General features: G+C 74.2%; 26 protein-coding genes and 1 pseudogene. 13 read left to right on the top strand and 14 right to left on the bottom strand.

Annotation, left to right across the window (positions count from 1 at the left end; translation table 11 throughout):
* Positions 1-92: 92 nt before the first annotated feature.
* On the bottom strand, positions 93-2,105 hold the full coding sequence (gene thrS / locus OG799_RS05115; RefSeq protein ID WP_406043580.1) for a threonine--tRNA ligase: 2,013 nt from the start codon (positions 2,103-2,105) through the stop codon (positions 93-95).
* Between the two features lie 223 nt (positions 2,106-2,328).
* Between thrS and OG799_RS05110 the strand changes: the two genes are divergently transcribed.
* Positions 2,329-3,258 carry a DUF1775 domain-containing protein gene (locus tag OG799_RS05110; RefSeq protein WP_406043578.1) on the top strand — a complete coding sequence of 310 codons (930 nt, stop codon included), beginning with the start codon at positions 2,329-2,331 and terminating at the stop codon, positions 3,256-3,258.
* Positions 3,259-3,508: 250 nt separating this feature from the next.
* Here OG799_RS05110 and OG799_RS05105 read toward each other — a convergent pair whose 3' ends face one another.
* Positions 3,509-4,429 carry an ADP-ribosylglycohydrolase family protein gene (locus OG799_RS05105; protein WP_406043576.1) on the bottom strand — a complete coding sequence of 307 codons (921 nt, stop codon included), beginning with the start codon at positions 4,427-4,429 and terminating at the stop codon, positions 3,509-3,511.
* Positions 4,430-4,502: 73 nt separating this feature from the next.
* Between OG799_RS05105 and OG799_RS05100 the strand changes: the two genes are divergently transcribed.
* Positions 4,503-5,192, top strand: a complete 690-nt coding sequence (locus OG799_RS05100) for a response regulator transcription factor (RefSeq protein WP_109800074.1) — start codon at positions 4,503-4,505, stop codon at positions 5,190-5,192.
* A gap of 29 nt (positions 5,193-5,221) precedes the next feature.
* Positions 5,222-6,613: an ATP-binding protein gene (locus OG799_RS05095; protein WP_406043573.1), complete on the top strand. Its 1,392-nt coding sequence runs from the start codon at positions 5,222-5,224 to the stop codon at positions 6,611-6,613.
* Between the two features lie 288 nt (positions 6,614-6,901).
* On the opposite strand, the gene OG799_RS05090 is transcribed toward OG799_RS05095, so the two are convergent.
* The gene (locus OG799_RS05090; protein WP_406043571.1) at positions 6,902-7,927 is read right to left on the bottom strand and encodes an adenosine deaminase; all 1,026 of its coding nucleotides are present in this window, start codon (positions 7,925-7,927) and stop codon (positions 6,902-6,904) included.
* Positions 7,924-8,718, bottom strand: coding sequence for a trans-aconitate 2-methyltransferase (locus OG799_RS05085; RefSeq protein WP_406043569.1), 795 nt, complete (start codon positions 8,716-8,718; stop codon positions 7,924-7,926). Before OG799_RS05085 ends, OG799_RS05090 begins: the two co-directional genes overlap by 4 nt.
* An 85-nt stretch (positions 8,719-8,803) precedes the next feature.
* Here OG799_RS05085 and OG799_RS05080 point away from each other — a divergent pair, with 85 nt between their 5' ends.
* Together OG799_RS05080 and OG799_RS05075 are read left to right on the top strand one after the other, a co-directional pair.
* Entirely contained in the window at positions 8,804-9,787 is a 984-nt protein-coding gene (locus OG799_RS05080) for an aldo/keto reductase (RefSeq protein WP_406043567.1), read from the top strand.
* 73 nt (positions 9,788-9,860) lie between these two features.
* Positions 9,861-10,055: a hypothetical protein gene (locus OG799_RS05075; protein WP_406043565.1), complete on the top strand. Its 195-nt coding sequence runs from the start codon at positions 9,861-9,863 to the stop codon at positions 10,053-10,055.
* Between the two features lie 119 nt (positions 10,056-10,174).
* Here the strand turns inward: OG799_RS05075 and OG799_RS05070 are convergent, their stop codons facing one another.
* From OG799_RS05070 to OG799_RS05040, 7 genes are all read right to left on the bottom strand, one after another.
* Positions 10,175-10,378, bottom strand: a complete 204-nt coding sequence (locus OG799_RS05070) for a cold-shock protein (RefSeq protein ID WP_007075740.1) — start codon at positions 10,376-10,378, stop codon at positions 10,175-10,177.
* A 290-nt stretch (positions 10,379-10,668) separates the two neighbouring features.
* The gene (locus OG799_RS05065; protein WP_406043560.1) at positions 10,669-10,941 is read right to left on the bottom strand and encodes a DUF4235 domain-containing protein; all 273 of its coding nucleotides are present in this window, start codon (positions 10,939-10,941) and stop codon (positions 10,669-10,671) included.
* Positions 10,938-11,312 carry a DUF3618 domain-containing protein gene (locus OG799_RS05060; protein ID WP_406043558.1) on the bottom strand — a complete coding sequence of 125 codons (375 nt, stop codon included), beginning with the start codon at positions 11,310-11,312 and terminating at the stop codon, positions 10,938-10,940. Before OG799_RS05060 ends, OG799_RS05065 begins: the two co-directional genes overlap by 4 nt.
* Positions 11,309-11,743, bottom strand: coding sequence for a phage holin family protein (locus OG799_RS05055; RefSeq protein ID WP_406043556.1), 435 nt, complete (start codon positions 11,741-11,743; stop codon positions 11,309-11,311). The genes OG799_RS05060 and OG799_RS05055 overlap by 4 nt, the downstream gene beginning before the upstream one ends.
* Before the next feature lie 399 nt (positions 11,744-12,142).
* Complete coding sequence (locus OG799_RS05050; RefSeq protein WP_406046208.1) at positions 12,143-13,339, bottom strand: mechanosensitive ion channel family protein; 1,197 nt, start codon at positions 13,337-13,339, stop codon at positions 12,143-12,145.
* 79 nt (positions 13,340-13,418) lie between these two features.
* On the bottom strand, positions 13,419-14,240 hold the full coding sequence (locus tag OG799_RS05045) for a DUF1206 domain-containing protein (RefSeq protein ID WP_406043554.1): 822 nt from the start codon (positions 14,238-14,240) through the stop codon (positions 13,419-13,421).
* 60 nt (positions 14,241-14,300) lie between these two features.
* Complete coding sequence (locus tag OG799_RS05040; protein ID WP_406043552.1) at positions 14,301-14,666, bottom strand: hypothetical protein; 366 nt, start codon at positions 14,664-14,666, stop codon at positions 14,301-14,303.
* Between the two features lie 74 nt (positions 14,667-14,740).
* Here OG799_RS05040 and OG799_RS05035 point away from each other — a divergent pair, with 74 nt between their 5' ends.
* Both OG799_RS05035 and OG799_RS05030 read left to right on the top strand, forming a co-directional pair.
* Positions 14,741-15,967, top strand: a complete 1,227-nt coding sequence (locus OG799_RS05035; protein WP_406043550.1) for a cysteine desulfurase-like protein — start codon at positions 14,741-14,743, stop codon at positions 15,965-15,967.
* Positions 15,964-16,251: a GNAT family N-acetyltransferase gene (locus tag OG799_RS05030; protein ID WP_406043548.1), complete on the top strand. Its 288-nt coding sequence runs from the start codon at positions 15,964-15,966 to the stop codon at positions 16,249-16,251. Before OG799_RS05035 ends, OG799_RS05030 begins: the two co-directional genes overlap by 4 nt.
* Positions 16,252-16,269: 18 nt before the next feature.
* On the opposite strand, the gene OG799_RS05025 is transcribed toward OG799_RS05030, so the two are convergent.
* Complete coding sequence (locus tag OG799_RS05025) at positions 16,270-17,781, bottom strand: glycoside hydrolase family 3 protein (protein ID WP_406043546.1); 1,512 nt, start codon at positions 17,779-17,781, stop codon at positions 16,270-16,272.
* Positions 17,782-17,918: 137 nt separating this feature from the next.
* Between OG799_RS05025 and OG799_RS05020 the strand changes: the two genes are divergently transcribed.
* From OG799_RS05020 to OG799_RS05005, 4 genes are all read left to right on the top strand, one after another.
* Positions 17,919-18,041, top strand: coding sequence for a hypothetical protein (locus OG799_RS05020; RefSeq protein ID WP_406043544.1), 123 nt, complete (start codon positions 17,919-17,921; stop codon positions 18,039-18,041).
* Between the two features lie 94 nt (positions 18,042-18,135).
* Positions 18,136-19,086 (top strand): TIGR03557 family F420-dependent LLM class oxidoreductase, encoded by a 951-nt coding sequence (locus OG799_RS05015; protein WP_406043542.1) that lies wholly within the window; start codon positions 18,136-18,138, stop codon positions 19,084-19,086.
* An 87-nt stretch (positions 19,087-19,173) separates the two neighbouring features.
* Entirely contained in the window at positions 19,174-20,217 is a 1,044-nt protein-coding gene (locus OG799_RS05010; RefSeq protein WP_406046207.1) for an ATP-binding protein, read from the top strand.
* A 3-nt stretch (positions 20,218-20,220) separates the two neighbouring features.
* Positions 20,221-22,053, top strand: a complete 1,833-nt coding sequence (locus OG799_RS05005) for a DUF2201 family putative metallopeptidase (protein ID WP_406043540.1) — start codon at positions 20,221-20,223, stop codon at positions 22,051-22,053.
* Positions 22,054-22,072: 19 nt separating this feature from the next.
* Here the strand turns inward: OG799_RS05005 and OG799_RS05000 are convergent, their stop codons facing one another.
* Entirely contained in the window at positions 22,073-22,711 is a 639-nt protein-coding gene (locus OG799_RS05000) for a TetR/AcrR family transcriptional regulator (RefSeq protein WP_406043538.1), read from the bottom strand.
* Positions 22,712-22,796: 85 nt separating this feature from the next.
* A complete protein-coding gene (locus OG799_RS04995) occupies positions 22,797-23,633 on the bottom strand; it encodes a class I SAM-dependent methyltransferase (protein ID WP_406043536.1) in 837 nt (278 codons plus the stop codon).
* Positions 23,634-23,808: 175 nt separating this feature from the next.
* Between OG799_RS04995 and OG799_RS04990 the strand changes: the two are divergent.
* Positions 23,809-25,439 (top strand): annotated as a pseudogene (locus OG799_RS04990) (RecQ family ATP-dependent DNA helicase).
* 695 nt (positions 25,440-26,134) lie between these two features.
* Positions 26,135-26,638, top strand: a complete 504-nt coding sequence (locus OG799_RS04985) for a hypothetical protein (RefSeq protein WP_406043534.1) — start codon at positions 26,135-26,137, stop codon at positions 26,636-26,638.
* Positions 26,639-26,739 lie beyond the last annotated feature (101 nt).

The raw sequence follows: 26,739 nt of genomic DNA, 5'->3' as shown, positions 1-26,739 counted from the left end.
TATGGTCCGGCCGGGGATGCGGCGAACGGCGGTGTCCCGGGCCGGGGACACCGCCGTTCGCGGCGGATCGAGGCGGTCGACCGCCGGATGCGTCAGCTCTGCGCGGACGGCCCCGCGTTGGTGCGGGACCTGACCACGTCGAGGACGTGCGCGACCGCCTCGGCCAGCGGTACGCCGTTGCGCTGCGAGCCGTCCCGGTAGCGGAAGGACACCGTGCCGGCGGCCACGTCGTCGTCGCCGGCGATCACCATGAACGGGATCTTCTGCTGCTGCGCGGTACGGATCTTCTTCTGCATCCGGTCGGCGGAGGTGTCCACCTCGGCCCGGACACCCTCGGCGCGCAGCCCGGCGACGAACCCGGCCAGGTACTCCGCGTGCTCGTCGCGGATCGGGATGCCGACCACCTGCACCGGGGCCAGCCATGCCGGGAACGCCCCGGCGTAGTGCTCGGTGAGCACGCCGATGAAGCGCTCGATCGATCCGAACTTGGCGCAGTGGATCATGACCGGCTGCTGCCGGCTGCCGTCGGCCGCCTGGTACTCCAGCCCGAAGCCCTTGGGCTGGTTGAAGTCGTACTGGATCGTCGACATCTGCCAGGTGCGGCCGATGGCGTCCTTGGCCTGGACCGAGATCTTCGGACCGTAGAAGGCGGCGCCGCCCGGGTCCGGCACGAGCTCGAGCCCGGTCTCCCTCGCGCACTGCTCGAGCACCGCGGTCGCCGTCGCCCAGTCCTCGTCCGAGCCGACGAACTTGTCCGGCCGGGCGTCGTCGCGGGTCGACAGCTCCAGGTAGAAGTCGGTGATCCCGAAGTCCTGCAGCAGGTTGAGCACGAACGCCAGCAGGTGCTTGACCTCGGCGGGCGCCTGCTCCCGGGTGCAGTAGGAGTGCGAGTCGTCCTGGGTGAAGCCGCGCACCCGGGTGAGCCCGTGGATGACGCCTGACTTCTCGTACCGGTACACCGACCCGAACTCGAACAGTCGCATCGGCAGCTCACGATAGGACCGCCCGCGCGACCGGTAGATCAGGTTGTGCATCGGGCAGTTCATCGCCTTGAGGTAGTAGTCGCTGCCCTCCATCTCCATCGGCGGGAACATCGTGTCCTTGTAGTAGGGCAGATGACCCGAGCTGTGGAAGAGCCCCTCCTTGGAGATGTGCGGGGTGCCGACGTACTGGAAGCCCTCCTCGATGTGGCGGGCGCGGACGTAGTCCTCCATCTCGCGCTTGATCACGCCACCCTTGGGGTGGAAGACCGGCAGGCCGCTGCCGATCTCGTCCGGGAAGGAGAACAGGTCGAGGTCCGAGCCGAGCTTGCGGTGGTCGCGCCGGGCGGCCTCTTCGAGGAGCTTCAGGTACGCCTTGAGCTCGTCCCGGGTCGGCCACGCGGTGCCATAGACCCGCTGGAGCTGCGGGTTCTTCTCCGACCCCCGCCAGTACGCGGCGGCGGAGCGCATCAGCTTGAACGCGCCGATCAGCCGGGTGTTCGGCAGGTGCGGGCCGCGGCACAGGTCCGACCAGCAGACCTTGTCCTCGTTCGCGGCGAGGTTGTCGTAGATGGTCAGCTCGCCGCCGCCCACCTCCATCACCTCGGAGGAGTCCAGCCCCTCGCCCTTGACGTCGATCAGTTCCAGCTTGAACGGCTCGGCGGCCAGCTCGGCCTTCGCCTCGTCCAGGCTCTTGAAACGGCGCCGACGGAACCGCTGGCCGGACTTGATGATCTCCTGCATCCGCTTCTCGAGCTTCGCCAGGTCGTCCGGCTGGAACGGCTTGTCGACGGCGAAGTCGTAGTAGAAGCCGTTCTCGATGGGCGGGCCGATGCCGAGCTTGGCCTCGGGGAAGACGTCCTGCACCGCTTGGGCGAGCACGTGCGCGGTGGAGTGCCGCAGCACGTTGAGGCCGTCCGGCGAGTCGATGCCCACCGGCTCGACGCTGGTCTCCTCGGCCGGCTTCCAGTCCAGGTCGCGCAGTACGCCCTGCGGGTCGCGGACCACCACGATGGCCTTCGGGCCCGTGGTGGCGAGCCCGGCCGCGGCCACCGCGTCGGCCGCCGTCGTCCCGGCGGCGACGACGACGGGGTCGGCCACGACGGGGGTACGGGGTGCGGACACGGTGACTCCTGTCGTCGATGCTGATCGGATGTGCCGGTTGCACCGGCTCCTGCGATGCTATCGGTCGCCCGTCCGGCACCGTCGGCGACGCCGCCGCCGTCCCGGGCCGTGGTCCGCCGGCCCGGTTACGCCGACCGTTGAACCTTTCGGCCCTCCCGCCCGAACTATCGGGTGTGGCCGGATCCGGTGCCGGCCGCGGAGACGGATGGGGACGATCATGAGGATGACCCGTCAGGGCAGGTTCGGGGCGGCGGCGCTGGTGGCCGCCGTGGCGGCTGGATCGTTGGGGTGGCCGGGTGCGGCGAGCGCGGCCGAGGTGACGATCACGACCTCCCCGGCGGAGGTGCACCAGGGGGACGCGGTCGAGGTGGCCGTCGTGCTGCCCGAGGAACGGACCGGCAGCCGGACCAGCCGGATCGAGCTGAGGATGCCGGCGGACGCCCCGGTCGGCGAGGTCTACCCGCTGTCGGTGCCCGGCTGGGCGCCCCGGATCACCACCCGGACCCTCGACCGGCCGGTGGCCGGCATCCACGCCCCGGAACTCGACCAGGTGACCGACGCGGTGACCTGGATCCGGATGCCGGGCGCGACGACGGGCCCCGCTCGCCTGTCGCTCGGCATGGGCCCGATGCCGGCCACCGACCGGCTGACCTTCCAACTCGTCCAGACGTACGCCGACGGCACCGTGGTCCGGTGGGCGGACCCGGCGGGTGGGGCGCACCCGGCCCCGACGCTCGCGCTGCTGCCGGCAGCGCCCGGTGCGGCCACGGGCGGGCACGCCGGCCACGGCGGGACCATCGCCGCGGGGCCGGGCGACCCGGCCGGCCAGGCCCCGGCCGACGCCGCGGGCGCGGCCGCTCCGGCGCCGGCCGCCGACGGTCAGGACGCCCCGAGCGCCGACCTCCTGCTCGGCGGCGGGCTGCTCGCCGGGCTGGCCGGCGGCGCGGCGATCGGCTGGCTGTTCAGCCGGCGGCGACGCGGGGAGATGACCCTGCTTCCGGAGGAGGCCGACGGCGCCGGGCAGGAGGACGCGGACGACAGCGCGGGCGATGCGGACCGGAGCCCGGCCGCCCCGGACCAGCCCGCCAGGCCCGCCCGGGGCGACGAGGGCGAACCCGTGTTGTCCGGCACGGGTGGAGCGGCGACCCGCTGAGGGACCGGCCCGCTTGGGTCCGCGCGAGCCGATTGCCGCCCACGGACTCCCTTGCGCGGGCCGACCCGTCCGTTGCTGGACGCTTCACGTGCCGTGCCGTGCCGCGCACGACCACGGTGGTTCCGGTCAGCCGCTTTGCTCTGCTGCAGCCCACGCAACGCGGGACCGCTCCCGCTGTTGCCGTCGCTGCAGCAGAGCAAAGGACGCGGGAAAGGTGCCGGAGGGTGGCGCGCCTGGCCACCCGCGGACGTCAGCCCAACCAGTCCGGCAGCGGTTCGCGGGCGGCGAGCCAGCCGTCCGGCACGCCGCCGGGGGTGCCGACGCCGGTGTGCGCGGCGACCACCGCGCCGACGATCGCGGAGGTGGTGTCGACGTCCCCGCCGGCCTCGACGCACACCCGGATCGCCGTCGGGTAGTCGTCGAGGTGGGTGGCGGCCACCCACAGGGTGAAGGGGACGGTGTCCTGGGCGGTCACCCGCGAGCCGTTGCCGAGGGCGTCTGCGGCCTCCGCCGCCGACCGGCCCAGCAGGGCGGCCGCCCGGCGTACACCCCGGTGCAGTTGCCCGGCCGGGTCGAGGGTCGCGGCGACCGCGCCGATCAGCCGGGCCGGGTCGGGCCGGTCGCCGTCGAGGCGGGCCCGGGCGGCGAGCGAGGCGGCGACGGCCACCGCGACGGCCCCGGCGATCCCCTCCGGGTGGGCGTGCGTCACCTCGGCCGACGCCCGGGCCTGGTCGGCGGCCCGACGGGTCGAGTCGGCGTGCCAGGCGCCGAGGGGGCCGACCCGCATCGCCGCCCCGTTGCCGCAGGAACCCTGCCCGTCGAACGCGGACGCGGCCGCCACCGGCCAGGGCGTGCCGGTGCGGATCAGCCGGAGAATGGTCACCGCGCCCGGCCCGTAGCCGCGGTAGGGCTCGCAGCGTTCGGCGAAGTCGAGCGCCAGCCGGTCCCGGTCGAGCGGTCCGCCGGCTGCCAGGGTGGCCAGCACCGAGCAGGCCATCTCGGTGTCGTCGGTCCACGGCCACGGCGGGGGCGGCAGCCGTCCGGCGGCGAGATCGCCGGGGTGCCGGCCGGGGACGAAGAACTGCGAGCCGAGCGCGTCGCCGACCGACAGGCCGGCGAGCGCGTCCCGGGCAAGCGCCAGCCGGGCGTCGGGGAAGAGGGTGAACGTCATCGTCGTCCCAGCTTGCCCGGTTCGCAGCAGTGCCGCAACGCGATCAACTTGCCACGCCAAGTACGGTTCTGAGGTGGCCACCGTCCTCCTGGTCGAAGACGATCACGTCGTACGCGGCGCGATGCTGCGGTCCCTCACCGACCGGGGGCACGCCGTGCACGCCGTCGGCACGGCCCTGGACGCGCTGCGCCGGGTCGCCGCCGAGACCCCCGACCTGGTCGTGCTCGACCTCGGCCTGCCCGACCTGGACGGCTCCGACGCGCTGCGCATGCTGCGCGGCATCACCGACGTGCCGATCATCATCGCCACCGCCCGCGACGACGAGCAGTCGGTGGTCCGGCTGCTGCGCGCGGGAGCCGACGACTACATGGTCAAGCCGTTCACCGGCGCCCACCTGGACGCCCGGATCACCACCGTGCTGCGCCGCGCCGGCCGGGCCAGCCGCACGGTGCAGCCGGCCGTGCACACCGTCGGCGGCCTGCGGGTGGACGTGGGCGAGCGCAGCGCCCTGCTCGACGGCGAGCCGCTGGCGCTGACCCGCAAGGAGTTCGACCTGCTGGCGTATCTCGCCGCACGTCCCGGCCGGGTAGTGTCCCGGCGGGAGCTCTTGGAGGAGGTATGGCGGCAGCCATCGGTCGGCGAGGACCAGACCATCGACGTTCACCTGTACTGGCTGCGCCGCAAAATGGGCGAGTCCGCGGCGAAGCCGCGCTACCTGCGCACCGTGCGGGGGGTCGGCTTCCGGCTGGTGGCGCCGGACTGAGGCCGTCGCTGGCCTGGCTCACGGCCGGCATGTGCAGCCTCGTCGCGTTCGCCTTCCTCATCCCGCTCGGGATCAGCCTCGGCGACCAGGCACGCGAGGAGAAGCTGGCGGACGCCGCCCGACGTAACGCCCTGGTCACCGGCGCCCTCGCGGTCAGCACCGATCCGGCGGTCGTGCGGCGGGCCGTGGCGGCCAGCGGGGACGACCCGGCAACCCGGCCGGTCGTACACGGGCTGGGTGGCGACGAGTCCGCGGGCCGGGCCGACGCCGCGGCGCTGGCCCGGGCCGGCGCCGAGCGCCGTTCGGTGGTCACCGACGTGCCCGGCGGGGTGCTCCGGCTCGACCCGGTGGTGCTCGGCGACCAGGTCGCCGTGGTGGAGGTCTTCGTCCCCGACCGGGTGCTCGACGAGGGCGCCGGCGAGCGCTGGCTGCTGCTGCTCGCGGTGGCCGTCGCGCTGGTGGGCGCCGCGGTCATCGTGGTCGACCGGGTCGCCGCCCGGGCCGTCGACTCGACCGGCGAGCTGGTCAAGGCGGCCCTGGCGATCGGCGACGGCGACCTCGGCGTACGCGTCGAGCCGAGCGGCCCGCGGGAGCTGGCCGAGGCCGGGCACGCGTTCAACCGGATGGCCGACCAGCTGGTGGCGCTCCGCGCCGACGAGCGGGAACTCGTCGCCGACCTCTCCCACCGGCTGCGCACCCCGCTGACCGTGCTGCGCCTGGACGCCGAGGCGTTGGAGTCCGACGACACCAGCATCGGCACGTTCAGCGAGGCGGAGCTGGACCGCCGACGGGGCATCCGGCGGATCCGCCAGGCCATCGTCACCCTGGAGGGCGAGGTCGACCAGCTGATCAAGACCACCCGCAAGGCGGTCACCCAGGAGACCGGCCCGGCGATGTGCGACGTCAGCGAGGTGGTCCGGGACCGGATGGTCTTCTGGGCGGCCCTCGCCGGGGACCAGAACCGGCAGCACCGGGTCAGCGGGGCGCAACTGCGCATCCCGGCGCCGGTGCCGCGGGCGGAGCTGGCCGCCGCCCTCGACGCGGTGATCGGCAACGTGTTCCGCTACACCCCGCAGGGCACCGCCTTCGAGGTGGCCGTCAGCCGGCGGGACGGGTACGTGGCGATCCGGATCGACGACGCCGGCCCGGGCATCGCCAACCCCGACCGCGCGCTGCGCCGCGGCGCCAGCGACCAGGGCTCGACCGGGCTGGGACTGGACATCGCCAAGCGGGTGGCGTTGCAGGCCAACGGCTCGGTGAGCATCGACCGGGCGCGGCTGGGCGGCGCCAGCGTGGTGATGCTGCTGGCCGACCCGGAGGCGACGCCCCGGCAGGTCAACCGGTTCGGGCTGGTGGGCCGGATGGCCCGGGAGGCGCGGGAGCAGAAGACCGGCGGGCGCCGCTGGCCCCGACCGCGCTGAGCCCCGCCGGCTGTGCGCCGGCGTAAGTCTTCCTTAGATCCGGGTTAACCACGGCGTCGGCACCGGCGTGGACTGACAGGATCGAAACCGAACCCATCAGTTCCGTCGGGCGGAACGCCCCAGTTACACCCACCCGGCCGACGGAGCCGTGCGCGCGGCGGGAGTTCGGTCCCCCCACACCTCGCTCCCGCCGCGCGCCACTCCCCACCGAGCCGCCCGGCATCAACCTCGTCCTCGCCGGGCGGTGCCGGCCGCGGGTGTCCCGGCGGCCGGCACCCTCCCGCCCGCTCAGCGGGTCGCGGCCGCCAGATGGGCGTCGATCTCGCCGCTGATCCGCTCCTTCTCCCCGGGCTCCAGGAACGAGGCGGTCACCGCGGCTCGGGCCAGCCCGGCCAGTCCCTCCGGGCCGGCGTCGAGCAGCCGGGCGGCGACCGCGTACTCGTCGTTGAGGGTGGTGCCGAACATCGGCGGGTCGTCGGAGTTGATGGTGACCAGCAGCCCGGCCTCGACGAGCTGCGGCAGCGGGTGCTCGGCAATGGTGGCCACCGCCCGGGTCCGCACGTTGGAGGTGGGGCAGACCTCCAGGGCGATCTGCCGCTCCGCGAGGTAGGTCAGCAGCTGCGGGTCGAGCGCCGCGGAGATGCCGTGGCCGATCCGCTCCGCGCCCAGCTCGCGCAGCGCGTCCCAGACCGTCTCCGGGCCGGTGGTCTCCCCGGCGTGCGGCACCGAGCGCAGGCCGGCCGCCCGGGCCCGGTCGAAGTACGGCTTGAACTGCGGCCGCGGCACCCCGATCTCCGGGCCGCCCAGGCCGAAGCTGATCAGCCCGTCCGGCCGCTCCGCCAGGGCGATCCGCAGGGTCTCCTCGGCGGCGGGCAGGCCGGCCTCCCCCGGGATGTCGAAGCACCAGCGCAGCGCGATGCCGAAGTCGGCCTCGGCCCGCTTGCGGGCGTCCTCGATGGCCTCGCAGAACGCCGGGGCGGGGATGCCCCGGTGTACGTGCGAGTACGGGGTGACGGTCAGCTCGGCGTACCGGACCTGCTGGCGGGCCAGCTCCCGGGCCACCTCGTGGGTGAGGATCCAGACGTCCTCCGGGTCGCGGATCAGGTCGACGACGCTCAGGTAGACCTCGATGAAGTGGGCGAAGTCGCGGAACGCGAAGTAGTCGGCGAGGGCGTCCGGTTCCGCCGGGACGGGGGTGCGCCCCTCGTGCCGGGCGGCCAGCTCGGCGACGATCCGGGGCGAGGCGGAGCCGACGTGGTGCACGTGCAGCTCCACCTTGGGCAGTCCGGCGATGAAGGTGGACAGGTCGGTCACGGGTTCTCCTCTGCGTGGGCGCCCGTGCGGGCCACCACGAAGATCCGGCGGAACGGGAAGTACACCTGACCCTGCCGCACCGGGTACGCCTCCGTGAGGCGTACCCGCAGCTCGGTCCGGAAGTCAGCCCAGCCGGCGGCGTCCAACGCGGCCCGGACCGGGCGCAGCGCCGTCCCTTCCATCCAGGCCAGCACCGGGTGGTCCGCGTCGGCGGCGGCCGGGAGCAGGTGCATGTAGGTAGTCTCCCAGGCGTCGACCGCGCAGCCGGCGTCGACCAGCAGGGCGGCGTAGTCGACCGGGTCGCCGACCGGTGCCTCGCGCAGCAGCGGGCCCAGCTCGGCCCGCCAGCGGTCCCGCCCTGCGACCTCGCGCAGCGCCCGGTGCGACGGAGCGTCGAAGTTGCCCGGCACCTGCACCGCGAGCCAGGCCCTGGCAGGCAGCTCGCGGGCCCACCGGGTGAGCAGCTCCCGGTGGCCCGGCACCCACTGGAGCACCGCGTTGGAGACGACCACGTCGACGTCCGGCCCGGGACGCCAGTCGCGGACGTCGCCGACGGCGAAGCTGACCGGGGTGTCGAGCGTGCCGGCCCTGTCGATCATCTCGGCGGAGGAGTCGAGGCCGGCGATCCGGCTCTCCGGCCAGCGCTGGGCCAGGGTGGCGGTGAGGGTGCCGGGCCCGCAGCCGAGGTCGACCACCGCGCGTGGCCGGTGCGCGGGGATCCGGGCCACCAGGTCGTGGAACGGCCGGGACCGCTCGTCGCCGTACCGCAGGTAGGTGGTCGGGTCCCACATGACAGCCTCCAAACCGTACGTACGTTTTGTTGGAACCTTACGGCCCCGCGCGCCCCCCGGCAAGGGGATCACTAGGCTCGTCGGGATGGAACAGCGCAGCTTCGACCGGCTCGGCCGGCACGTCGGCATCGTCGGACTCGGCGCCTGGCAGCTCGGCGCCGACTGGGGCCAGGTCAGCGAGGACGAGGCGATGGCCGTCCTCGCCGCCGCCGTGGACGCCGGCGTCACATTCCTGGACACCGCCGACGTGTACGGCGACGGGCGCAGCGAACAACTCATCGGCCGGTTCCTGCGCGAGCGCCCCGGACCCGGGCTCACCGTCGCCACCAAGATGGGTCGCCGGATGGCGCAGACCCCCGAGGCGTACACCCTGGACAACTTCCGGGCCTGGACCGACCGGTCCCGGGCCAACCTCGGCGTGGACACCCTCGACCTCGTCCAGCTGCACTGCCCGCCCACCGCGGTCTTCGCCGACGACCGGGTCTTCGACGCCCTGGACACCCTGGTCGGCGAGCAGCGGATCGCCGGGTACGGGGTCAGCGTGGAGACCTGCGACCAGGCGCTCACCGCCATCGCCCGGCCGGGCGTGGCCAGCGTGCAGATCATCCTCAACGCGGTGCGGCACAAGCCCCTGGAGCGGGTGCTGCCCACGGCCGCGGCGGCCGGGGTCGGCATCATCGCCCGGGTGCCACTGGCCAGCGGCCTGCTCTCCGGCCGGTACGACGAGCACACCACCTTCCCCGCCGACGACCACCGCACCTACAACCGGCACGGCGAGGCCTTCGACGTCGGCGAGACCTTCTCCGGAGTGGACTACGACCTCGGCCTGGCCGCCGTGCGCCGGCTCGCCCCACTGGTCGGCGCGGGCCGCACGATGGCGCAGTTCGCGCTGCGCTGGATCCTCGACCAGCCCGGCGTCACCGTGGTCATCCCCGGCGCCCGCAACGCCGACCAGGCCCGGCGCAACGCCGCCGCGGCCGGCCTGCCGCGGCTGACCGAGGTGGAGCTGGCCGCCGTCCGGCAGACGTACGACGAGCTGATCCGGCCGCGGGTGCACGACCGGTGGTGACCGGCGCGGCGCCGACGTGCCGGGCCCGCGGCGGGCATGCTTGGACCGGTGCCGTACGCCGGGAGGGGATCAGATGAGGGGCTGGCTCACGCTCACGCTCGGGCTGCTGGCGGTGGTCGTCGGCGCGGTCTGGACCGTGCAGGGGCTCGGCTACGTCGGCGGCAGCGTGATGACCGACCAGCGGATCTGGGCGGTGATCGGCCCGGTCGTCGTCCTCATCGGACTCGCCGCGCTCTGGTACGGGATGCGCAACCGCAACCGTTCCTGAGTGGGTCGGGCCGGCCGTCCCGGTAACGCGGAAAGCCCCGCATCCCTGCGCGGGCTGCGGGGCTTCACATCGATCCGGGGGCCGGATCGCAGTGGCCGGCGGCTGCCGGCCGGCACTGCTCAGATGGGGCGGACCTGCTCGGCCTGCGGACCCTTCTGACCCTGGGCGATCTCGAACTCCACCCGCTGGTTCTCCTCCAGCGTGCGGTAGCCGCTGGTCTGGATGGCCGAGAAGTGGACGAACACGTCAGCACCCCCGCCGTCGACGGTGATGAAGCCGAAGCCCTTGTCTGCGTTGAACCACTTCACGGTTCCCTGCGCCATGTGTATCTCCTTCTAAAACTGGCGGCCGAGCACGCCGTGCGGCCGATTGGCCGTTTTCGAGCAGCGGCGCCTGAGGCGGCCCCCGGTGAAGGAGACTTCTCTCAACCCACGCCATCTCGCAACAGCGTGGAACAGCAAACCACGTAGCGAAAACTCTGCACAGACTACCGGACGAATTTCTCCGACATGTGACCTGACGGATGCGTCAGATCAACTGGGCGGGCCGGCGGGACCATGCGAAAGGCCCCTTCCCCGTCGATGTTCGGGGAAGGGGCCGACACCTGCGTGGATCAGTCGGGCCAGCGGCCGGTCAGCCGGCGCACGCCCACCGCGCCGCCCCGGTCCACGGCGGCCCGGACGGCCGCGAAGATCGCACCCTGCAACGCCGCGGCGGCCAGGATCTCGCCCCAGCCGCGGTCCTCGTCGGTGGCGCTGGGCGCCTCACCGTCGCCCGCGGTCACCTTCCAGACCTGCCGGAAGATCACCCCGGCGACCGTGCCGGCGGCCAGGCCGAGCAGCACCCCGACGGGCTTGTACGCGGCCTTGCCGATCTTTCCGCTCACCTGCGCCTCCCCCGGACGATCAGCAGCACCACCACGGTCGCCACCGCACCGGCCGCGACGGCCGCCCACGGCACCGGGCTGCGCCGGACGACCGCACCCTTCTCGTACGCCTGCGCCCGGGCCACCCGGGCCTTCTCCGCGGCCTGCCCGCGGACCACGCCGGCCCGGTCCGCCGCCTGCCCACGCATCCGGGCCATGGTCTGCGCGGCCTGCTCGCGCATCCGCGCCTTCGCCTGGTCGGCGGAGTCCTTCAGCCGGGCCTTGACGTCGGCCTTGGCGGCCAACAGCTCCATCGTCTCACCCAACTCGACCCGGGTACGCCGGATCTCCTCGCGGAGCGCCTCCGTGTCGCCGGTCCCGTTGCCCGTCATGCCCGCCTCCCGTCCTTGACCGCGGCGGTGACGGTGTCCACGTCCGCCCGGACGCTGCGGACCGTCGCCTCCGGCACCGGCGGGACGGCACGGCTGACCTGCTGCTTGCCGACCAGGGCCAGGATCCCGGCGAGCAGGAAGAGCGCCACCGCCACGATCAGCGCGGCGAGCCACGCCGGCATCACCAGCGCCAGCAGCAGGATCACCGTGGCGACCAGGGCACCCGTCCCGTAGAGGGCCATCACCCCGCCGCCGCCGAAGAGGCCGATCCCGATACCGGCGTGCTTGCCCTTCTGGGTCAGCTCCGCCCGGGCCAGCGCCAGCTCGTCCCGCACCAGCCGGGAGACCTGCTCGGTGGCCCGCTGCACCAGTTCGGCGGTGGACGGCTCGCTCCCGGTCCGGGACGTGCTGCGACTCGCGACGTCAGCCATGCTGTCCTCCTTTCATCATCACCGCGCTGTATGCCCGGAGTCGCGGCCCGTCAATCCTGCCCGGAGCGCCGGTCCCGCCGCCCCACCGCCCGGCGCGCGGGTCGCGGACCGGTGCCGGGGCGTGCGCAGCAGGTCCCCCGGAACCGACGGAACAAACGCGCCGGGGCCCGGATGTCCCCGCAACGGGCGACCCCGCGATCCCCTGCCGCCGCCGGACGGCACCTCCCGGCAGGTGCAACGGCCCGGCGGGCGGGCAGGTCACGACACCGCCCGGGGCCGGCCATTACACGACACCGGCGGGCGGGCGGGCAGGTCAGGTCACCGCCCGGGGGCGGCCCGGGAAGCGCGGAGCCCCCGGCGCCGCGGGGTGGCCGGGGGCTCCGGAGGGCGGGCCGGTGGTCAGGGACGGGTATCGGCGTGGTCCTCGCGGCCCACGAAGGCCTCGCTGCGGGCGTCGCCGTCGTCGCTGCCACCGAAGACCCGGGCGTCGTCCGGGACGTCGGTGTCGGGGAGCCGGCGGACCGGCCGGCGCGGCTGGACCGCCTGCCACGGCAGCGCGCCGGTGGCGTCGCCGACCTCGGCCCGCATCCGGGGCAGCGCGGTCGGCCGCTGGTCGCGTACCCAGGCCACCAGGAGCTCGCGGACCAGGCAGCGCAGGTCCCAGAGGCTGCCGGCATCCGCGGCGCTGACCAACGCCCGCACCTTGACCATGCCGCCGGTGGCGTCGGTGACCTGGAGTACGCAGACCCGGCCGTCCCACAGCTCGCTGGACTCGACCAGCCGGCGCAGCTCTTCCCGCATCGCCTGCACCGGGATCGACCAGTCGAGGTCGAACTCGGCGGTGCCGAGGACCGCCGCCTCGGTCCGGGTCCAGTTCTCGAACGGGGTGCTGGTGAAGTACGAGGTGGGCAGGATCAGCCGGCGGTCGTCCCAGATCTGGACCACCACGTAGCTCAGGGTCAGCTCCTCGACCCGGCCCCACTCCCCCTCGACGACCACCACGTCGTCGAGGCGTACCGCGTCGCTGAAGGCGAGCTGGAGGCCGGCGAAGACGTTGCCGAGCAGGCTCTGCGCGGCGAGCGCGGCGACCACACCGACCACACCGGCGCTGGTCAGCACGCCGGCGCCGATCCCGCGTACGGCGGGGAAGGTCATCAGCATCACGCCGAGGGCGAGCACCACGATCACCGCGATGGTGAGCCGGCGCAGCAGCACCACCTGGGTCCGCACCCGGCGGGCGTGCCGGTTGTTGGGCACGTCCACCCGGAACTTGGCCAGCGCGGTGTCCTCGATCACCACCAGCAGCGAGGCGACCAGCCAGGACGCGGCGGCGATCAGCCCCAGCCCGAGCACCCGCAGCACGATCTGCCGCCACGGGCTGCCGACCGCGTACCCGGTGCTGAACCGGACGGCGAGCTGCACGGCCAGGACGGTCGCGGCCACCTGGAACGGGCGGTGCGAGTGGTCGGTGAGCTCGGTCATCAGCAGCGAGCGCCGGCCGAGCCGGCGGGTCACCCGGTGCACCACCTCGACCAGCACCAACGCGATCGTCGCCGCGGCGAGCGCGGCGACGATCGTTTCGAGGTAGTCCTGCACAGGCACCTCTCCCTCCAGCCGGGCGGGGACGCTTCGGGCAAAGGCCCAATGGTGCCCGGCGGTCGCGGAATCGACCAGGTCAGACCCGGCGGTACCGGGACTGGAGGAAGCAGTAGATGCCGAAGGCGGCGATGCCGAGCGCCATCAGCGCGAGGACCACCGGGCCCCAGGGCTGGTCGCGCAGGGTGCGCAGGGCGGCGTCCAGGCCGCGGGCCTTCTCCGGGTCGTACTTCACCGCGGCCACCACGAGCAGGAGGCCGGCGACGGCGAAGACGGCGCCGCGGGCGGCATACCCGAACATGCCCAGGCGGCGGGCCAGGGTGTGGGTCTTCGGGCTCATCTGGGCGGTCTTCAGGTTCTTCTCGAACTTCTTCTTCAGCCCGTAGCTCACCATGCCGATGCCGACGATGGCGATCACCAGGCCGGCCAGCCCGACCAGCCACCGGCCGCCGCCGGAGGCCATCAGCTTCTCCGAGAGCGCCTGCTGCTTGTCGGCGGCGTTGGAGCTGGCGTCCTGGAAGACCTTCACGGCGGTCCAGGCGAGCCAGAGGAAGACCACGGTGCGGACCACCGAGGCGATCCGCTCGAAGAGCCGGTCCCTGCCGCGCAGGCCCCGGTGGCCGATCGCCGCCTCGAAGGCCTGCCAGATGGCCATGGCGACGAGGCCGACCGCGATCGTGACCAGCAGGAACTTGCCGAGCGGCTGGGCGCCCAGGGTGCGCAGCGCGCCGTTCTGGTTGCCCTCCTCACCTGACTTGCCGAAGGCGATCTGCACGATGAGCCAGGCGAAGAGCAGGTGCACGATCCCGTAGCCGATGAAGCCGGCCCGGGTCAACAGTTCGAGCCACCGGCTGTTCGCAGCCTGCGAAGCGGTGGCTTCGGCGTTCCGGGTGAGTGACATGGCGGCAGAATCTCCCGATGGGAAGATTTCCAAACGTGGGCCGCCGCCGGCCGCCCCGGGTCAGCTCGCGGCGCCGCGCGCGACGCGGATCTTGACCTGCTGGTCGGTGACGCTGTCCAGGGTGACCGCGAGGCCGCCGACCTCGGTGGCCTGCTGGCCGACGGTGAGCGAGAGCTGCTCCCCGGCGACCTCGACGGTGACCTGGTCACCCTGGGCGCCGATCAGCTTGGCCTCGACGCCGAGGATGGTGGCGCTGGCCTCGACGCCGCGGTCGAAGGTGACCGTGCAGGCGTCCAGCCCGCAGTCGGTGGAGGCGCCCTCCGAGCCGCAGCCGGACAGCAGCGCGACGCCGAGCGCCAGGCCGGCCAGCAGGCCGGCGGCCCGGCGGGTGGGGGAATGCGAGGGGAGCACGCGTCGGTTCGTCACCCGGCCAAGGGTACGAGACGCCGGCGACACCGCCACCGCGGGAGATCATCGGGCGGGCAGGTTAGGGTCCCGGCATGCCGTTCGACATCACCCGGACCCGGGCCGCGTACCCCGCCCTGACCGAGGGCTTCGTCCACTTCGACGGTGCCGGCGGCACCCAGACCGCCCAGCCGGTGATCGACGCGGTCGCCGCCGCGATGGGCGCGGCGATCGGCAACCGCAGCACGGCCTTCGCACCCGGCCGGCGGTCCCTGGACATCGTCGAGGCCGCCCGGTCGGCGGTCGCCGACCTGCTCGGCGCCCGACCCGAGGGCGTGGTGCTCGGGCCGAGCGCCACCGCGCTGACGTACACCCTGGCCCGGACGCTCGGCGCGGCCTGGCGGCCGGGGGACGAGGTGGTGGTCTCCCGGCTCGACCACGACGCGAACGTGCGGCCGTGGGTGCAGGCGGCCGAGGCGGCCGGGGCCACCGTGCGCTGGGCGGAGTTCGACCCGGCGACCGGTGAGCTGCCCGCCGGCCAGTACGCCGACCTGGTCGGCGAGCGCACCCGGCTGGTCGCGGTGACCGCCGGCAGCAACGCGATCGGCACCGCGCCGGACGTCGCCGCGATCGCCAAGACCGCACAGGCGGCCGGCGCGCTGGTCTGCGTGGACGGGGTGCACTCGGTGCCGCACGGCCCGACCGACCTCGCCTCGCTGGGCGCGGACTTCCTGATCACCAGCGCGTACAAGTGGTCCGGGCCGCACCTGGCCGCGATGGTCGCCGACCCGGACCGCTGGGAGCAGTTGCGTCCGGCGAAGCTGCTGCCCTCCTCCGACGCGGTCCCGGACCGGTTCGAGTACGGCACGCCGAGCTTCCCGCTGCTGGCCGGGGTGACCGCCGCGGTGGACCACCTGGCCACGCTCGACCCGGAGGCCACCGGCAGCCGGCGCGAGCGGGTCCGCGCCGGCCTGGCCGCCGCGCAGGCCCACGAGGAGGCGGTCTTCGACCGGCTGCTGGCCGGGCTGGCCGCGCGGCCGGCGGTGACCGTCTACGGCTCGCCGGCCCGGCGCTGCCCCACCGTGTCGTTCCGGGTCGCCGGGCTGACGCCGGCCGACACGGCGGCGGCGCTGGGCGCGGCCGGCTGCTGCCTCTCCTCCGGCGACTACTACGCCTACGAGTACTTCCGCACGATGGGGCTGCGGGACAGCGGCGGGGCGGTCCGGGCCAGCGTCTACCACTACAACACGGTGGACGAGGTGGACCGGTTGCTCGCCGAACTGGACCGGATCGCCACCGGTGGGGAGAGAATGGCCCGGTGAGCTTCCTGGTCGAGGAGAACCCCGCCAAGCACCGGTTCGAGATCCTGGTCGACGACGCGCTGGCCGGGTTCACCGCGTACATCCCGCGCGGCGAGCTGCTGGTCTTCACCCACACCGAGGTCGACGAGCGGTTCCAGAACATGGGCGTGGGGTCGGCCCTGATCCGGGGCACCCTCGACCAGATCCGCGAGCGCGGCGGCCGGCTGGTGGCGAAGTGCCCCTTCGTGGCGGCCTTCATCAAGCGCCACCCCGAGTACGCCGACCTGGTGGTCGCCGAGGCCTGACCGGGTCGCGCGGGCGGCTCAGCCGGCGCCGGTGAGGAGTTCGGCGGCGGCCCGGGCGGCCGCCCGGGTGGCGCCGTGGGTGGCGAGGTGCACGGCGCCGGTGACCAGCTCCGGGACGCCGAGCTCCACCACGACGGCGTCGGGGCGGGCGGCCAGCGCGCGGCGTACCGCGGCCCGCATCCAGTCGTGCCGGTGCAGGTCCCGCACGACCAGCACGAGGGGACGGCCGGCCGCGCCGGCGGTCGGGTCGGCGGGCGCCTCGCCCTCGGCGTACCGGGCGACGGTGGTCTCCGGAACCAGGTCGGCCAGGGGCGCGCCGATCCCCCACGGGGTCTCCGCGCCGATGGCCATGTTGTGCGGCGGGGCGAACTCCACCACGTGCGCCGGGCGGCGCAGCGGCAGCGCGTCGGCGCCGGCGGGTCCGGTGACCACCCGGACCGCCCGTCGCGCGGCGGCCAGCCCGACCGCCGAGCCGTCGGTCCGGGTCGGGGCGCCGGCCGGGCGGGCGGCGCGGGCGGCGACCGTCCAGGCGGCGAGCTGACCGACCCGCTTGGCCGCCTCGGCGAGCCGCTCCTCCGGCAGCTCCCCGGCCCGCACGGCGGCGACGATGGCGTCGCGCAGCTCCCGGGCGTCCGCCTCGGAGGCCCGCTCCCCGCCCACGCAGATCGCGTCCGCGCCGGCGGCCAGGGCGCGGACCGCCGCGCCGGCGAAGCCGTACCGGTCGGCGACGGCCCGCATCTCCACCGCGTCGGTGACCACCACCCCGTGGAAGCCGAGCTCCTCGCGCAGCAGCCCGCCGAGGATGCGCGGGCTGAGGGTGGCCGGCAGCTGCGGGTCGAGCGCGGGCACCAGCAGGTGCCCGGTCATCATCGCCTGCACCCCGGCGGCCACGGCGGCCCGGAACGGCGCCAGCTCGACGGCGTCGAGGCGGGCCCGGTCGCCGTCGATGCGGGGCAGGTCGTGGTGCGAGTCGACCCGGGTGTCGCCGTGGCCGGGGAAGTGCTTCGCGCAGGCGGCCACGCCGCCGGCCTGGAGTCCGCGTACCCAGGCGGCGGTGTGCCGGGCGACCAGGTCGGCGGTGGCGCCGAACGAGCGGACGCCGATGACCGGGTTGGCCGGGTTGGAGTTGACGTCGGCGTCCGGGGCGTAGTTGAGGGTGACGCCCACGCCGGCCAGCTCGGCGCCGAGGTCACGGGCCACCTCCTCGGTCAGCGCCGGGTCGTCGACCGCGCCGAGGGCGAAGTTGCCGGGCCGGGAGCTGCCCCGGGCGGACTCGATCCGGGTGACGTCGCCAGCCTCCTCGTCGATGGCGACGATGACGTCCGGACGTTCGGCGCGCAGCGCGGCGGTGAGCGCGGCGAGCTGTGCGGGGTCGACGACGTTGCGGGCGAAGAGGACCACCGAGCCGAGCCCCTCGCCGAGCCACCGGCACACCCAGGGTGGCGGGGTGGTGCCGACGAACCCGGGTTGCAGGACGGCGGCGGCGAGGCCCGCCAGGTCTCCGGTCGCCCCCACGATCCGCTCGCTCATGCGCTGTCGTACCCCCGTCTTTCCCACCGGCCCGCCGCCCGGCGGGTGCAGCCATGGTCACACCGCGCTCCGAAATAGTCAATAAACCTTACTGTTAGCGCCTGGCGCTCCCCGGCACCGAGTGGGAGAGTGCGACCATGCACCCCGCGCTGCTCGCCGACGCCACCGACGCGGCCGACATCCCCGGCGTACGGCTGCTCGGCCTGGTGGTCGGCGGCCTGTTCCTGCTGCTCGCGATCCGGGCCATGTTCCGCCGCTGAGCCACCCCGGCGCGGCGGTTCGGCCGGCACGCTCGGGGTACCGCTCTCGTTGTCCATCCGGTAGGCCCGGCACCGCGAGCAGCGAGGGGAAGCGATGAGGATCGGCTACTTTCTGTCCAGCGAGGAGTACACCCCGGCGGAGCTGCTGGAGCAGGCGCGCGGCGCCGAGCGGGCCGGCTTCGAGGCACTGTGGATCTCCGACCACTACCACCCGTGGGTCGACGCGCAGGGCCAGAGCCCGTTCGTCTGGTCGACCATCGGCGCGCTCAGCCAGGTCTGCGCGCTGCCCGTCACCACCGCCGTCACCTGCCCGACCGTCCGGATCCACCCGGCGGTGATCGCCCAGGCCGCGGCGACCAGCGCGGTCATGCACTCCGGTCGCTTCGTGCTCGGCGTGGGCAGCGGCGAGGCGCTCAACGAGCACATCCTCGGCGACGCCTGGCCGCAGACCGACGTCCGGCTGGAGATGCTGGAGGAGGCGGTCGAGGTGATGCGCGAGCTGTGGCGGGGCGACTTCGTCAACCACCACGGCAGGCACTACACCGTCGAACACGCCCGGATCTACACGCTGCCCGACACGCCCCCGCCGATCCACGTCTCCGGTTTCGGCCCCAAGTCGATCGACCTGGCCGCCCGGATCGGCGACGGCTACGTCAACACCAGGCCCGACGCCGGGATGGTCCGCCGGTTCCGGGACAACGGCGGCGGCGACAAGCCGTGCCAGGCCGGCTTCAAGGCGGCGTACGCCGACAGCGAGGACGAGGGCATGCGGATCGCGTACCAGCGGTGGCCGAACGCCGGGGTGCCGGGCGAGCTGTCCCAGGTGCTCCCCTCGCCGCGCCACTTCGAGCAGGCCGCCCAGCTGGTCAAGCCGGAGATGATGAAGGAGTCGTTCGTCTGCGGCAACAGCGTCGACGCCCATCTGGAGATGATCGACAAGTACGCCAAGGCCGGCTTCGACGAGGTCTACGTGGCCAACACCGGCCCGAACTGGCCGGGCCTGTTCGACCTCTACCAGCGCGAGGTCCTCCCCCGGCTGCGCTGACCGGCGCCCCGGCCCGAAGGTGTCGATAATGACGTGCGCGCAGCGGCGCTCGTCCCGATCATGGTCGGCGTGCACTCCGCCCTCACGGTGACCCCGGCCGAACTGCCCACGCTGCTGCTGCACGTCGCGGTGGTCCGACCCGTCTTCGTCTGGGGCCCGCCCGGCATCGGCAAGAGCTCGCTGGTACGGGCCTTCGCCGACTCGCTCGGACTGCCCTGCGTGACCCTGGTCGGCACGCAGCTCGCCGCCGAGGACCTGATCGGGGTGCCGGAGCTGCGCGACGGGCGCAGCCGCTTCGCGCCGCCGGAGTCGATCGCCCGCGACGAGCCGTACTGCCTCTTCCTGGACGAGCTGAACTCGTCCAGCCCCGAGGTGCAGAAGGCGTTCTACTCGCTGATCCTCGACCGCCGGATCGGCTCGTACGAGCTGCCGGCCGGCTCGATCGTGATCGGCGCCGGCAACCGGGCCACCGACAACGCGCTGGCCCGGCCGATGGCCTCGGCGCTGGTGAACCGCCTCGTCCACGTGCACCTGCGCGCCTCGGCCACCGACTGGCTGGCCTGGGCGGCCGGCGCCGGGGTCCACCCGTGGGTGTTGGACTACCTGACCGAACGCCCCGACCAGCTCTGGGTCGCCCCGCCCAAGACGGAGGAGCCCTTCTCCACCCCGCGCAGCTGGCACATGCTCTCCGACGCGCTGCACTCGTTCGGGGAGGATGTCGACGAGGCGACCGTGCGACTGCTGGCCGGCGGGACGCTCACCGGGCAGCACGGCGCCGGCTTCGCCGCGTACGTCAAGACCGTGCGCCACCGGTACGGCCTGGACGCGATCGTGCGGGGCGACGCGCCCTGGCCTCGCGCGGCGACCGACCGCGACCTGCTCTACTTCTTCGCCGAGGCGTTCCGGGCCCGGCTGGTCAAGGAGCTGCCGGCCTCCCGGGAGCACGCCTCCCCCGCGGTGCGGGACTTCTCCATCCGGGCCAAGGGGCTGCTGGTCGAGCTCGCCGAGATCTCCCTGGAGTGCGCGCAGCTGGTCGTCGCCGCCGACGACGACGGGATGCCGGTGCTGCCGGCCTGGTTCCTGGTCGAGGTGACCCGGGACCTGCCCCGACTGGTCGCGGCCCGGGCCTGACCGGTGGCCCACCGACGCGCCGGCCGTGAGCCGGACCCGAACGAGAAGGCGTTCCTGGCGGCCCGGCAGCGCGTCTCCGCCCACCCCATGTTCCGGCCGATGGTGGGCGGCACCTACCCCAATGCCCGCTTCGAGTGGACCGACGACGGGCGACTCGACAACCTGCGGGGGTGGGCGAGGGTCCACCCCGACGGGCGGATCGTGGTCAACCGCCGCCGGCGGGCCGACGTCGACGAGTGGCACTGGGTGCTGGTGCACTGCCTGCTGCACCTCGGCTTCGGCCACCTCGCCGCCGACCGGCCCGGACCGGACGACCCGGCGGCGCGGGCCGCCGCCTGTCTCGCGGTGGCCCGGTTCCAGGCCGACGCCAAGCTGGGCCGGCCACCGCAGTTGCTCCCCGGCCCGCTGCCCGACGGCGACGAGGCCCGGCTCGCGGCCCGGTGGCGGACGACCGGCATTCCCGAGGGCCACGACGGCTGCGGCGTCGGCGGGGACGGCCCGGACGTGGTCCGTCCCCCGGCTGGTGGCGACCCGGTCCACCGGGCGGCCACCGGCCTCCGTCGGCCCACCTGGCCGGAGCGGTTCGCGGTCGGGCTCGCGGCGGCGGCCACCGCGGCGGTCGAGGCGGCCGGGGCACCCCGGCCCGGGGTCGGGGGCACGAACTCCACCGGCGTGTGGGAGCGGGCCCGCCGTTGGTTCGTCTCGTCGTACCCGCTGCTCGGCGCACTGGCCGCGGGCTTCACCATCGTCGCCGACGTGGAGCTGGCCCACGCCTGGGACATCTCCGTGGCGGCGGTCGACGCGCACGCCGGGGAGATCTACGTCAACCCGCTGCGGACCCTCTCCGAGGAGGAGTGGCGGTTCGTCCTGGCGCACGAGATGCTGCACGCCGGACTGCGGCACGCCGACCGGGTGGCGCACCGTGACCCGTACCTGTGGAACGTGGCCACCGACTACGTGATCAACGGTTGGCTGGTGGAGATGGCGGTCGGGACCATGCCCGACGGCCTGCTTCACGATCCGGAGCTGCGCGGCCTGTCCGCCGAGGCGGTGTACGACCGGATCGCCACCGACCTGCGCCGCCGGCGCAAGCTCGCCACCCTCCGCGGCCCCGGCCTGGGTGACATGCTCGGCGAGCGGCGGCCCGCGGCGGGCGCGGCGCGCGGCGGCGTCGACCTGGACGAGTACTACCGGCGGGCGCTGACCAGCGGGTTGGTCTTCCACGAGTCGTCCGGGCGCGGGCTGCTTCCGGCCGGGCTGGTCGCCGAGATCCGGGTGCTCGACGAGCCTCCGCCGCCATGGGACGTGCAGCTGGCCCGCTGGTTCGACGAGCGCTTCCCGGCACGGGAGCGGCACCGGTCGTACGCCCGGCCCTCGCGCCGGCAGGCGGCCACCCCGGGCATCCCGCGTCCTGGCTGGCGGCGGCCGGACGAGGAGGAGCGCCGACCGACGTTCGGCGTGGTGCTGGACACCTCCGGGTCGATGAGCGCCCGGCTGATGGGCCGGGCCCTGGGCGCGGTGGCCGCGTACGCGTCGGCCCGGGACGTGCCCGCGGCGCGGGTCGTGTGCTGCGACGCGGTGGCGTACGACGCCGGCTATCTGCCGGTGGAGGAGATCGCCGGACGGGTACGGGTGCGCGGTCGCGGCGGCACCGTGCTGCAACCCGGCGTACGGCTGCTGGAGCGCGCCGAGGACTTCCCGGCGGACGGCCCGATCCTCGTGATCACCGACGGCGAGTGCGACGTGCTGCGGATCCGCCGCGACCACGCGTTCCTGGTGCCGCGCGGCGCCCGGCTGCCGTTCTCGCCGCGCGGCCCGGTGTTCCGGATGAGCTGACGGCGGCGGCCCGGACGGATCAGGCGTCCGCGGGCTTCGCGATCCCGTGCAGCAGGGTGGCGACCAGGGCGTCCACCAGCGCGGGCGAGGGCTCGGGCGGTGGGCCGGACGGGTCGAGCAGCCGGCCGAGGACCAGGTCGTGGCAGACCCCGACGACGAGCGTCGCGACCGCCTCGGGGCTGGTGCCCGCGGCCACCCGGCCGAGGGGCTGCTCCGCGCGGACGTATCCGGCGATCTCCGCCCGCAGGTGGTGGCCCCCGCCGAGGGAGGTGGGCAGTTCGCCGAGGCGGGCCAGCAGCTTCGGCTGGGTGGTCAGCCCGGCGAAGGCCGGCAGGATCGCCGCGTGCAACGCCAGCGCGCGCTGCAGGTACGCCCGCAGGTTCGCCTCTACGGTCTGCTCGCCGGGCCGCGGCGGCGTCCCCTCCTGTTCCGCCTCGACCGCGCGGACGTGCGCGTGCAGCGCGTACGCGAGGAGTTCCTCCTTGTCGGCGAAGTGGTTGTAGAGCACCCCGTCGGCGACCTCCGCCTCTCGGGCGATGTCCCGGACCGTCAGCCCCGCCACGCCCCGTCGGGCGACGAGCCGACCGGCGGCGGCGATCAGGTGCTCCCGCAGGCTCTGCCCGCCGCCGCGCAGCGCAGCCGCTCTTCTCGGTGTCATCACCAGGCATTCTAGGGCCGTCGGCCGCGCCGACCGCCGAGCCGCAGGGGCACGCGACGGCCGGGGCGCCGGGGCCGGCGGGTCGTCAGGCCGGGCGGTGGGCGGTGACCAGCCAGGCGGTGCCGCGCAGGCGTACCCCGTCGGACTGTTCGTGCGGGCGCAGCGCCTCGGCCAGCGCGGCGCGGGCCCGGTCCGCCGTGTCGGGGTCGACCCGGTCGAGCTGGTGCCGGACCGGTCCCCAGCCGGCCAGGAACCCGGCCGCGTCGGCCACGTCGCGACCCCACACCTGCGGCGCCTCCACCCGGGCGCAGTCCACCCCGGCGAACCCGGCGGCGGTGAGCACCCGACGGACCACCGTCGGGTCGGCGAGGGAGAGCGGCTCGGCGGCCCCGGTCCCGTCGGTCTCCAGCCGGGGCAGGTGGGCGGCGAACGCGGCGAACACCCGGCCCAGGTCGCCGTCGCGGATGTCGTCGAGGCAGACGAAGGCGAGCCGGCCGCCGGGACGCAGCGCCCGGCCGACGTTGGCGAACGCGGCGACCGGGTCGGCGAAGAACATGACGCCGAACCGGCTCAGCGCGACGTCGAAGGCGGCGGCCGGGAACGGGTGCACCTGGACGTCGGCCCGGACGAACTCCACGTTGGTCACACCCTGCGCCGCCGCGGACGCCCGCGCCCGGTCGAGCATCGGCGCGGAGAGGTCGACGCCGACGGCGTGGCCGTCGCCGACCCGCGCGGCGAGGCGGGTGAGCTGCCCGTTGCCGCAGCCGATGTCGAGGACCCGGTCGCCGGGCCGCACGGCGGCGAGCAGCGGGGCGTTGAAGCCGCTGTTGACGGCGTCGTAGCGGGTCTGGTGCTCCGCCCAGTGCCGCCCCTCGTAGCTGTTCCAGGCCCGCTCCTGGTCTGCGTTGACGATCGTCTCCATCCGGTCCCCCTTTATGAACAAGTGTTCATGAACATGTATTCATAATGAGGGCCACGCCGGGGCGCGTCAACGCCCGCGCCGGTACGCCGCACCGCGGGGGTGGGACGACGGGCCACGCTGGTGGGTGAACCGCCCCGGTTTCGGCGGTGATCGCCGGGGGTACCTGCGGCCACTGATGAAACTGACCAGGCACTCGACGACGTTGCGCCGCGCGGCGCGGAGCCTCTTCGGCTGGACCGCGCTCCGGCCCAACCAACTGGCCGCCATGCGTGCGGTGATGAAGCGACGCGACGCCCTGGTGGTGCTCCCCACCGGCGCCGGCAAGTCGGCGATCTACCAGATCCCGGCCAGCCTGATCCCCGGACCCACCGTGGTCATCTCCCCGCTGCTGGCCCTGCAGCAGGATCAGATCGCGGCGCTCAACGAGCGCCAGCGGCCCGAGCTGCGGGCGGTCCGGATCAGCTCCGACGAGACCGCGGCCCAGCAGGCCGAGGCGATCGTCGAGATCCGGGAGGGCCGCGCCGAGTTTCTCTTCATCACCCCGGAGGCGCTCAGCAACCCGGACCGGATGGCCGAGGTCCGGTCACTGAAGCCGGCGCTGGTGGCGATCGACGAGGCCCACTGCATCTCGGCCTGGGGGCACGACTTCCGCCCCGACTACCTGGCGCTGGGCCACCTGATCGACGGCCTCGGCCGGCCGCCGGTGGTCGCGCTCACCGCCACCGCCTCCCCGCCGGTACGCGACGACATCATCGCCCGGCTGCGGCTGCGCGACCCGGAGGTGGTGGTCTCCGGACTCGACCGCCCCAACCTCTTCGTCGAGGTGGCCCACTGTCCCACCGACGACTACCGCTGGCGGCGGCTGGTCGCCCTGCTCCGCGACGACGAGCGCCCCGGCATCATCTACGTGCCCACCCGACGGCGGCCGAGGAGCTGGCCCAGCGGCTCACCGACGCCGGGTACCCGGCGCAGTACTACCACGGCGGGATGCCCACAGGGGCCCGCAACGAGCTGCACGAGGCGTTCCTCGCCGACCAGGTGCCGATCATGGTGGCGACGTCCGCGTTCGGCATGGGCATCGACAAGCCGAACATCGCCTGGGTTGCGCACATGGCGCTGCCCGACTCCCCGGACAGCTACTTCCAGGAGATCGGCCGCGCCGGCCGGGACGGTGAGCCGGCCCGGGTGCTGCTGCTCTGGCGCGCCGAGGACGTCGGGCTGCAGCGCTACTTCACCGGCGGCCTGCCGGACTCCACCGAGCTGCGGGACCTCGCCGCGGTGCTGCGCAAGCAGGCCCGCACCAAGAAGGAGCTGCGCGAGCTGACCGGCCTCGGCCCGCGCAAGCTCGGCCAGTACCTCTCCCTGCTGGAGCAGGTCGGTGCCGTGGAGCCGCGCGCCAAGCAGCAGCTCGGCGCGCCGCGGTACGCGCCCAGGCCGGCCGACGCGGCGGCGGCGGCGCTGGCCGAGGCGGAACGGCAGCAGACGGTCACCCGGTCGCGCACCGACATGATGCGGGCCTTCGCCGAGACCACCGGGTGCCGGGGGCAGGCGCTGCTGGCGTACTTCGGCGAGCAGATGAGCGAGGTCTGCGGGCACTGCGACAACTGCCACGCCGGCACCAGCGTCGCCGACGACGGGGCGAGCGGACCGTTCCCGGTGCACAGCCAGGTCCGGCACCCGGAGTGGGGCGCCGGGCTGGTGCTCAGCTACGAGGAGGACCGGATGACGGTGCTCTTCGACGAGGTGGGGTACAAGACGTTGTCCGTGCGCGTGGTGTCCGAACAGGGCCTGCTGACGCTGGACTAGTGCGGTGTCCACGAACATTCACCGGGTGTCCGGTTGGTGTTGTGGATCCTCGCCTTGGGGCGAGCGACTCCCCACCGGTTGGTGGGGCGGGCCTCCGCGGGCCAACTGACCCTCCCGCCATCCTTGGTGGGCGGCGGGGGTCACGCCGGGACCGTCCGGCACCGGGGAGGTGATACCAACGCACGGGCAGCAACCCACGGCGCCGGCGCGGAAACCGCGTCGACCGGTCACCCTCCTTGCGTCGTTTAGCAGCCGCATACCACGCATCCGAAAACCGACGTAACACCGACCGCGCACCCACGGAGTCCAGCTCGGTGAACGTACCCCGCCCGGATGCCGCCAGTTCTCGGCACAACTCCTGGTAGCCCACCAGCGGCACGTCGTGACGGCGACGCCGCCAGGAGTTGATCTCCAACACGCATGCCCACACATCGCCGGCTGACCGCAGCAGGCCGAAGCACCGCCGCCGCTGCCCAGGCGTCACCCGCACCGCCACACGCGCCGTGCGATGCACGACCGGTGGCGAGGCAGGGTCCCACCGGCGAGGCATGAACCGAAGCCAACACCACCCGTACGACATCTTTCTCAACAGCGAGGGAGTGGGCTCTGGATTAACCTGTTCCGGATCAGGGCACCAGCGCCGTACGCGGCCGGACCGCCCGCGCCACGTCAGCCATGAGAGGGGTGTTGTTGTCGTGATCGAGCAGCCGGCGTACACCGGGTTCGGATTCTCCGACGAGGAGTGGGGGCTGCTGGTCGGCCTGCCGCAGTCGGTGCTGACCGCCGCGAGCGCGGCCGAGTCCGACGGCACCAAGCGCACCATGGCCGAGAACGCCGCCGGGCTGGAGGGCATCGCCGCCGGGCGCGAGTCGGCCAGCCCGCTGGTGGCCGCCGTCGCCGGCGAGATCGTCGCCCGGGTGGGCGACCCGGAGGCCGGCGAGGAACTGCCGGTCATCGAGCCCGCCGACCCGCGGGCGATGATCGACGACGTGCTGGCCCGGGCCGGCCAGGCGGCGGCCCTGCTGGCCGCCCGGGTCGACGAGGGCCAGGCCGGGGCGTACCGGCACTGGCTGGTGGAGATCGCCGAGCAGGTGATGACCGCGGCGTCCAGCGGCGGCATCCTGGGCCTCGGCGGCGACGTGGTCAGCGACTCGGAGCGCCGCTTCCGGGACCGGCTCTCCCAGGTGCTCGGCGACTGACGGCAGGGGCACGACCGCGCCGGCACCTCGGCACGCATCGTCAACGTCGCGGCGTCCATCGTCAACCGCGGTCGGACATAATTGTCCCGGGCCGTCACCCG

It is taken from the genome of Micromonospora sp. NBC_00898, assembly GCF_045207895.1.
Lineage (GTDB): Bacteria > Actinomycetota > Actinomycetes > Mycobacteriales > Micromonosporaceae > Micromonospora.
Note: the sequence above shows the minus strand (reverse complement) of the source record. Positions and strands in the feature narration are given on the sequence as shown.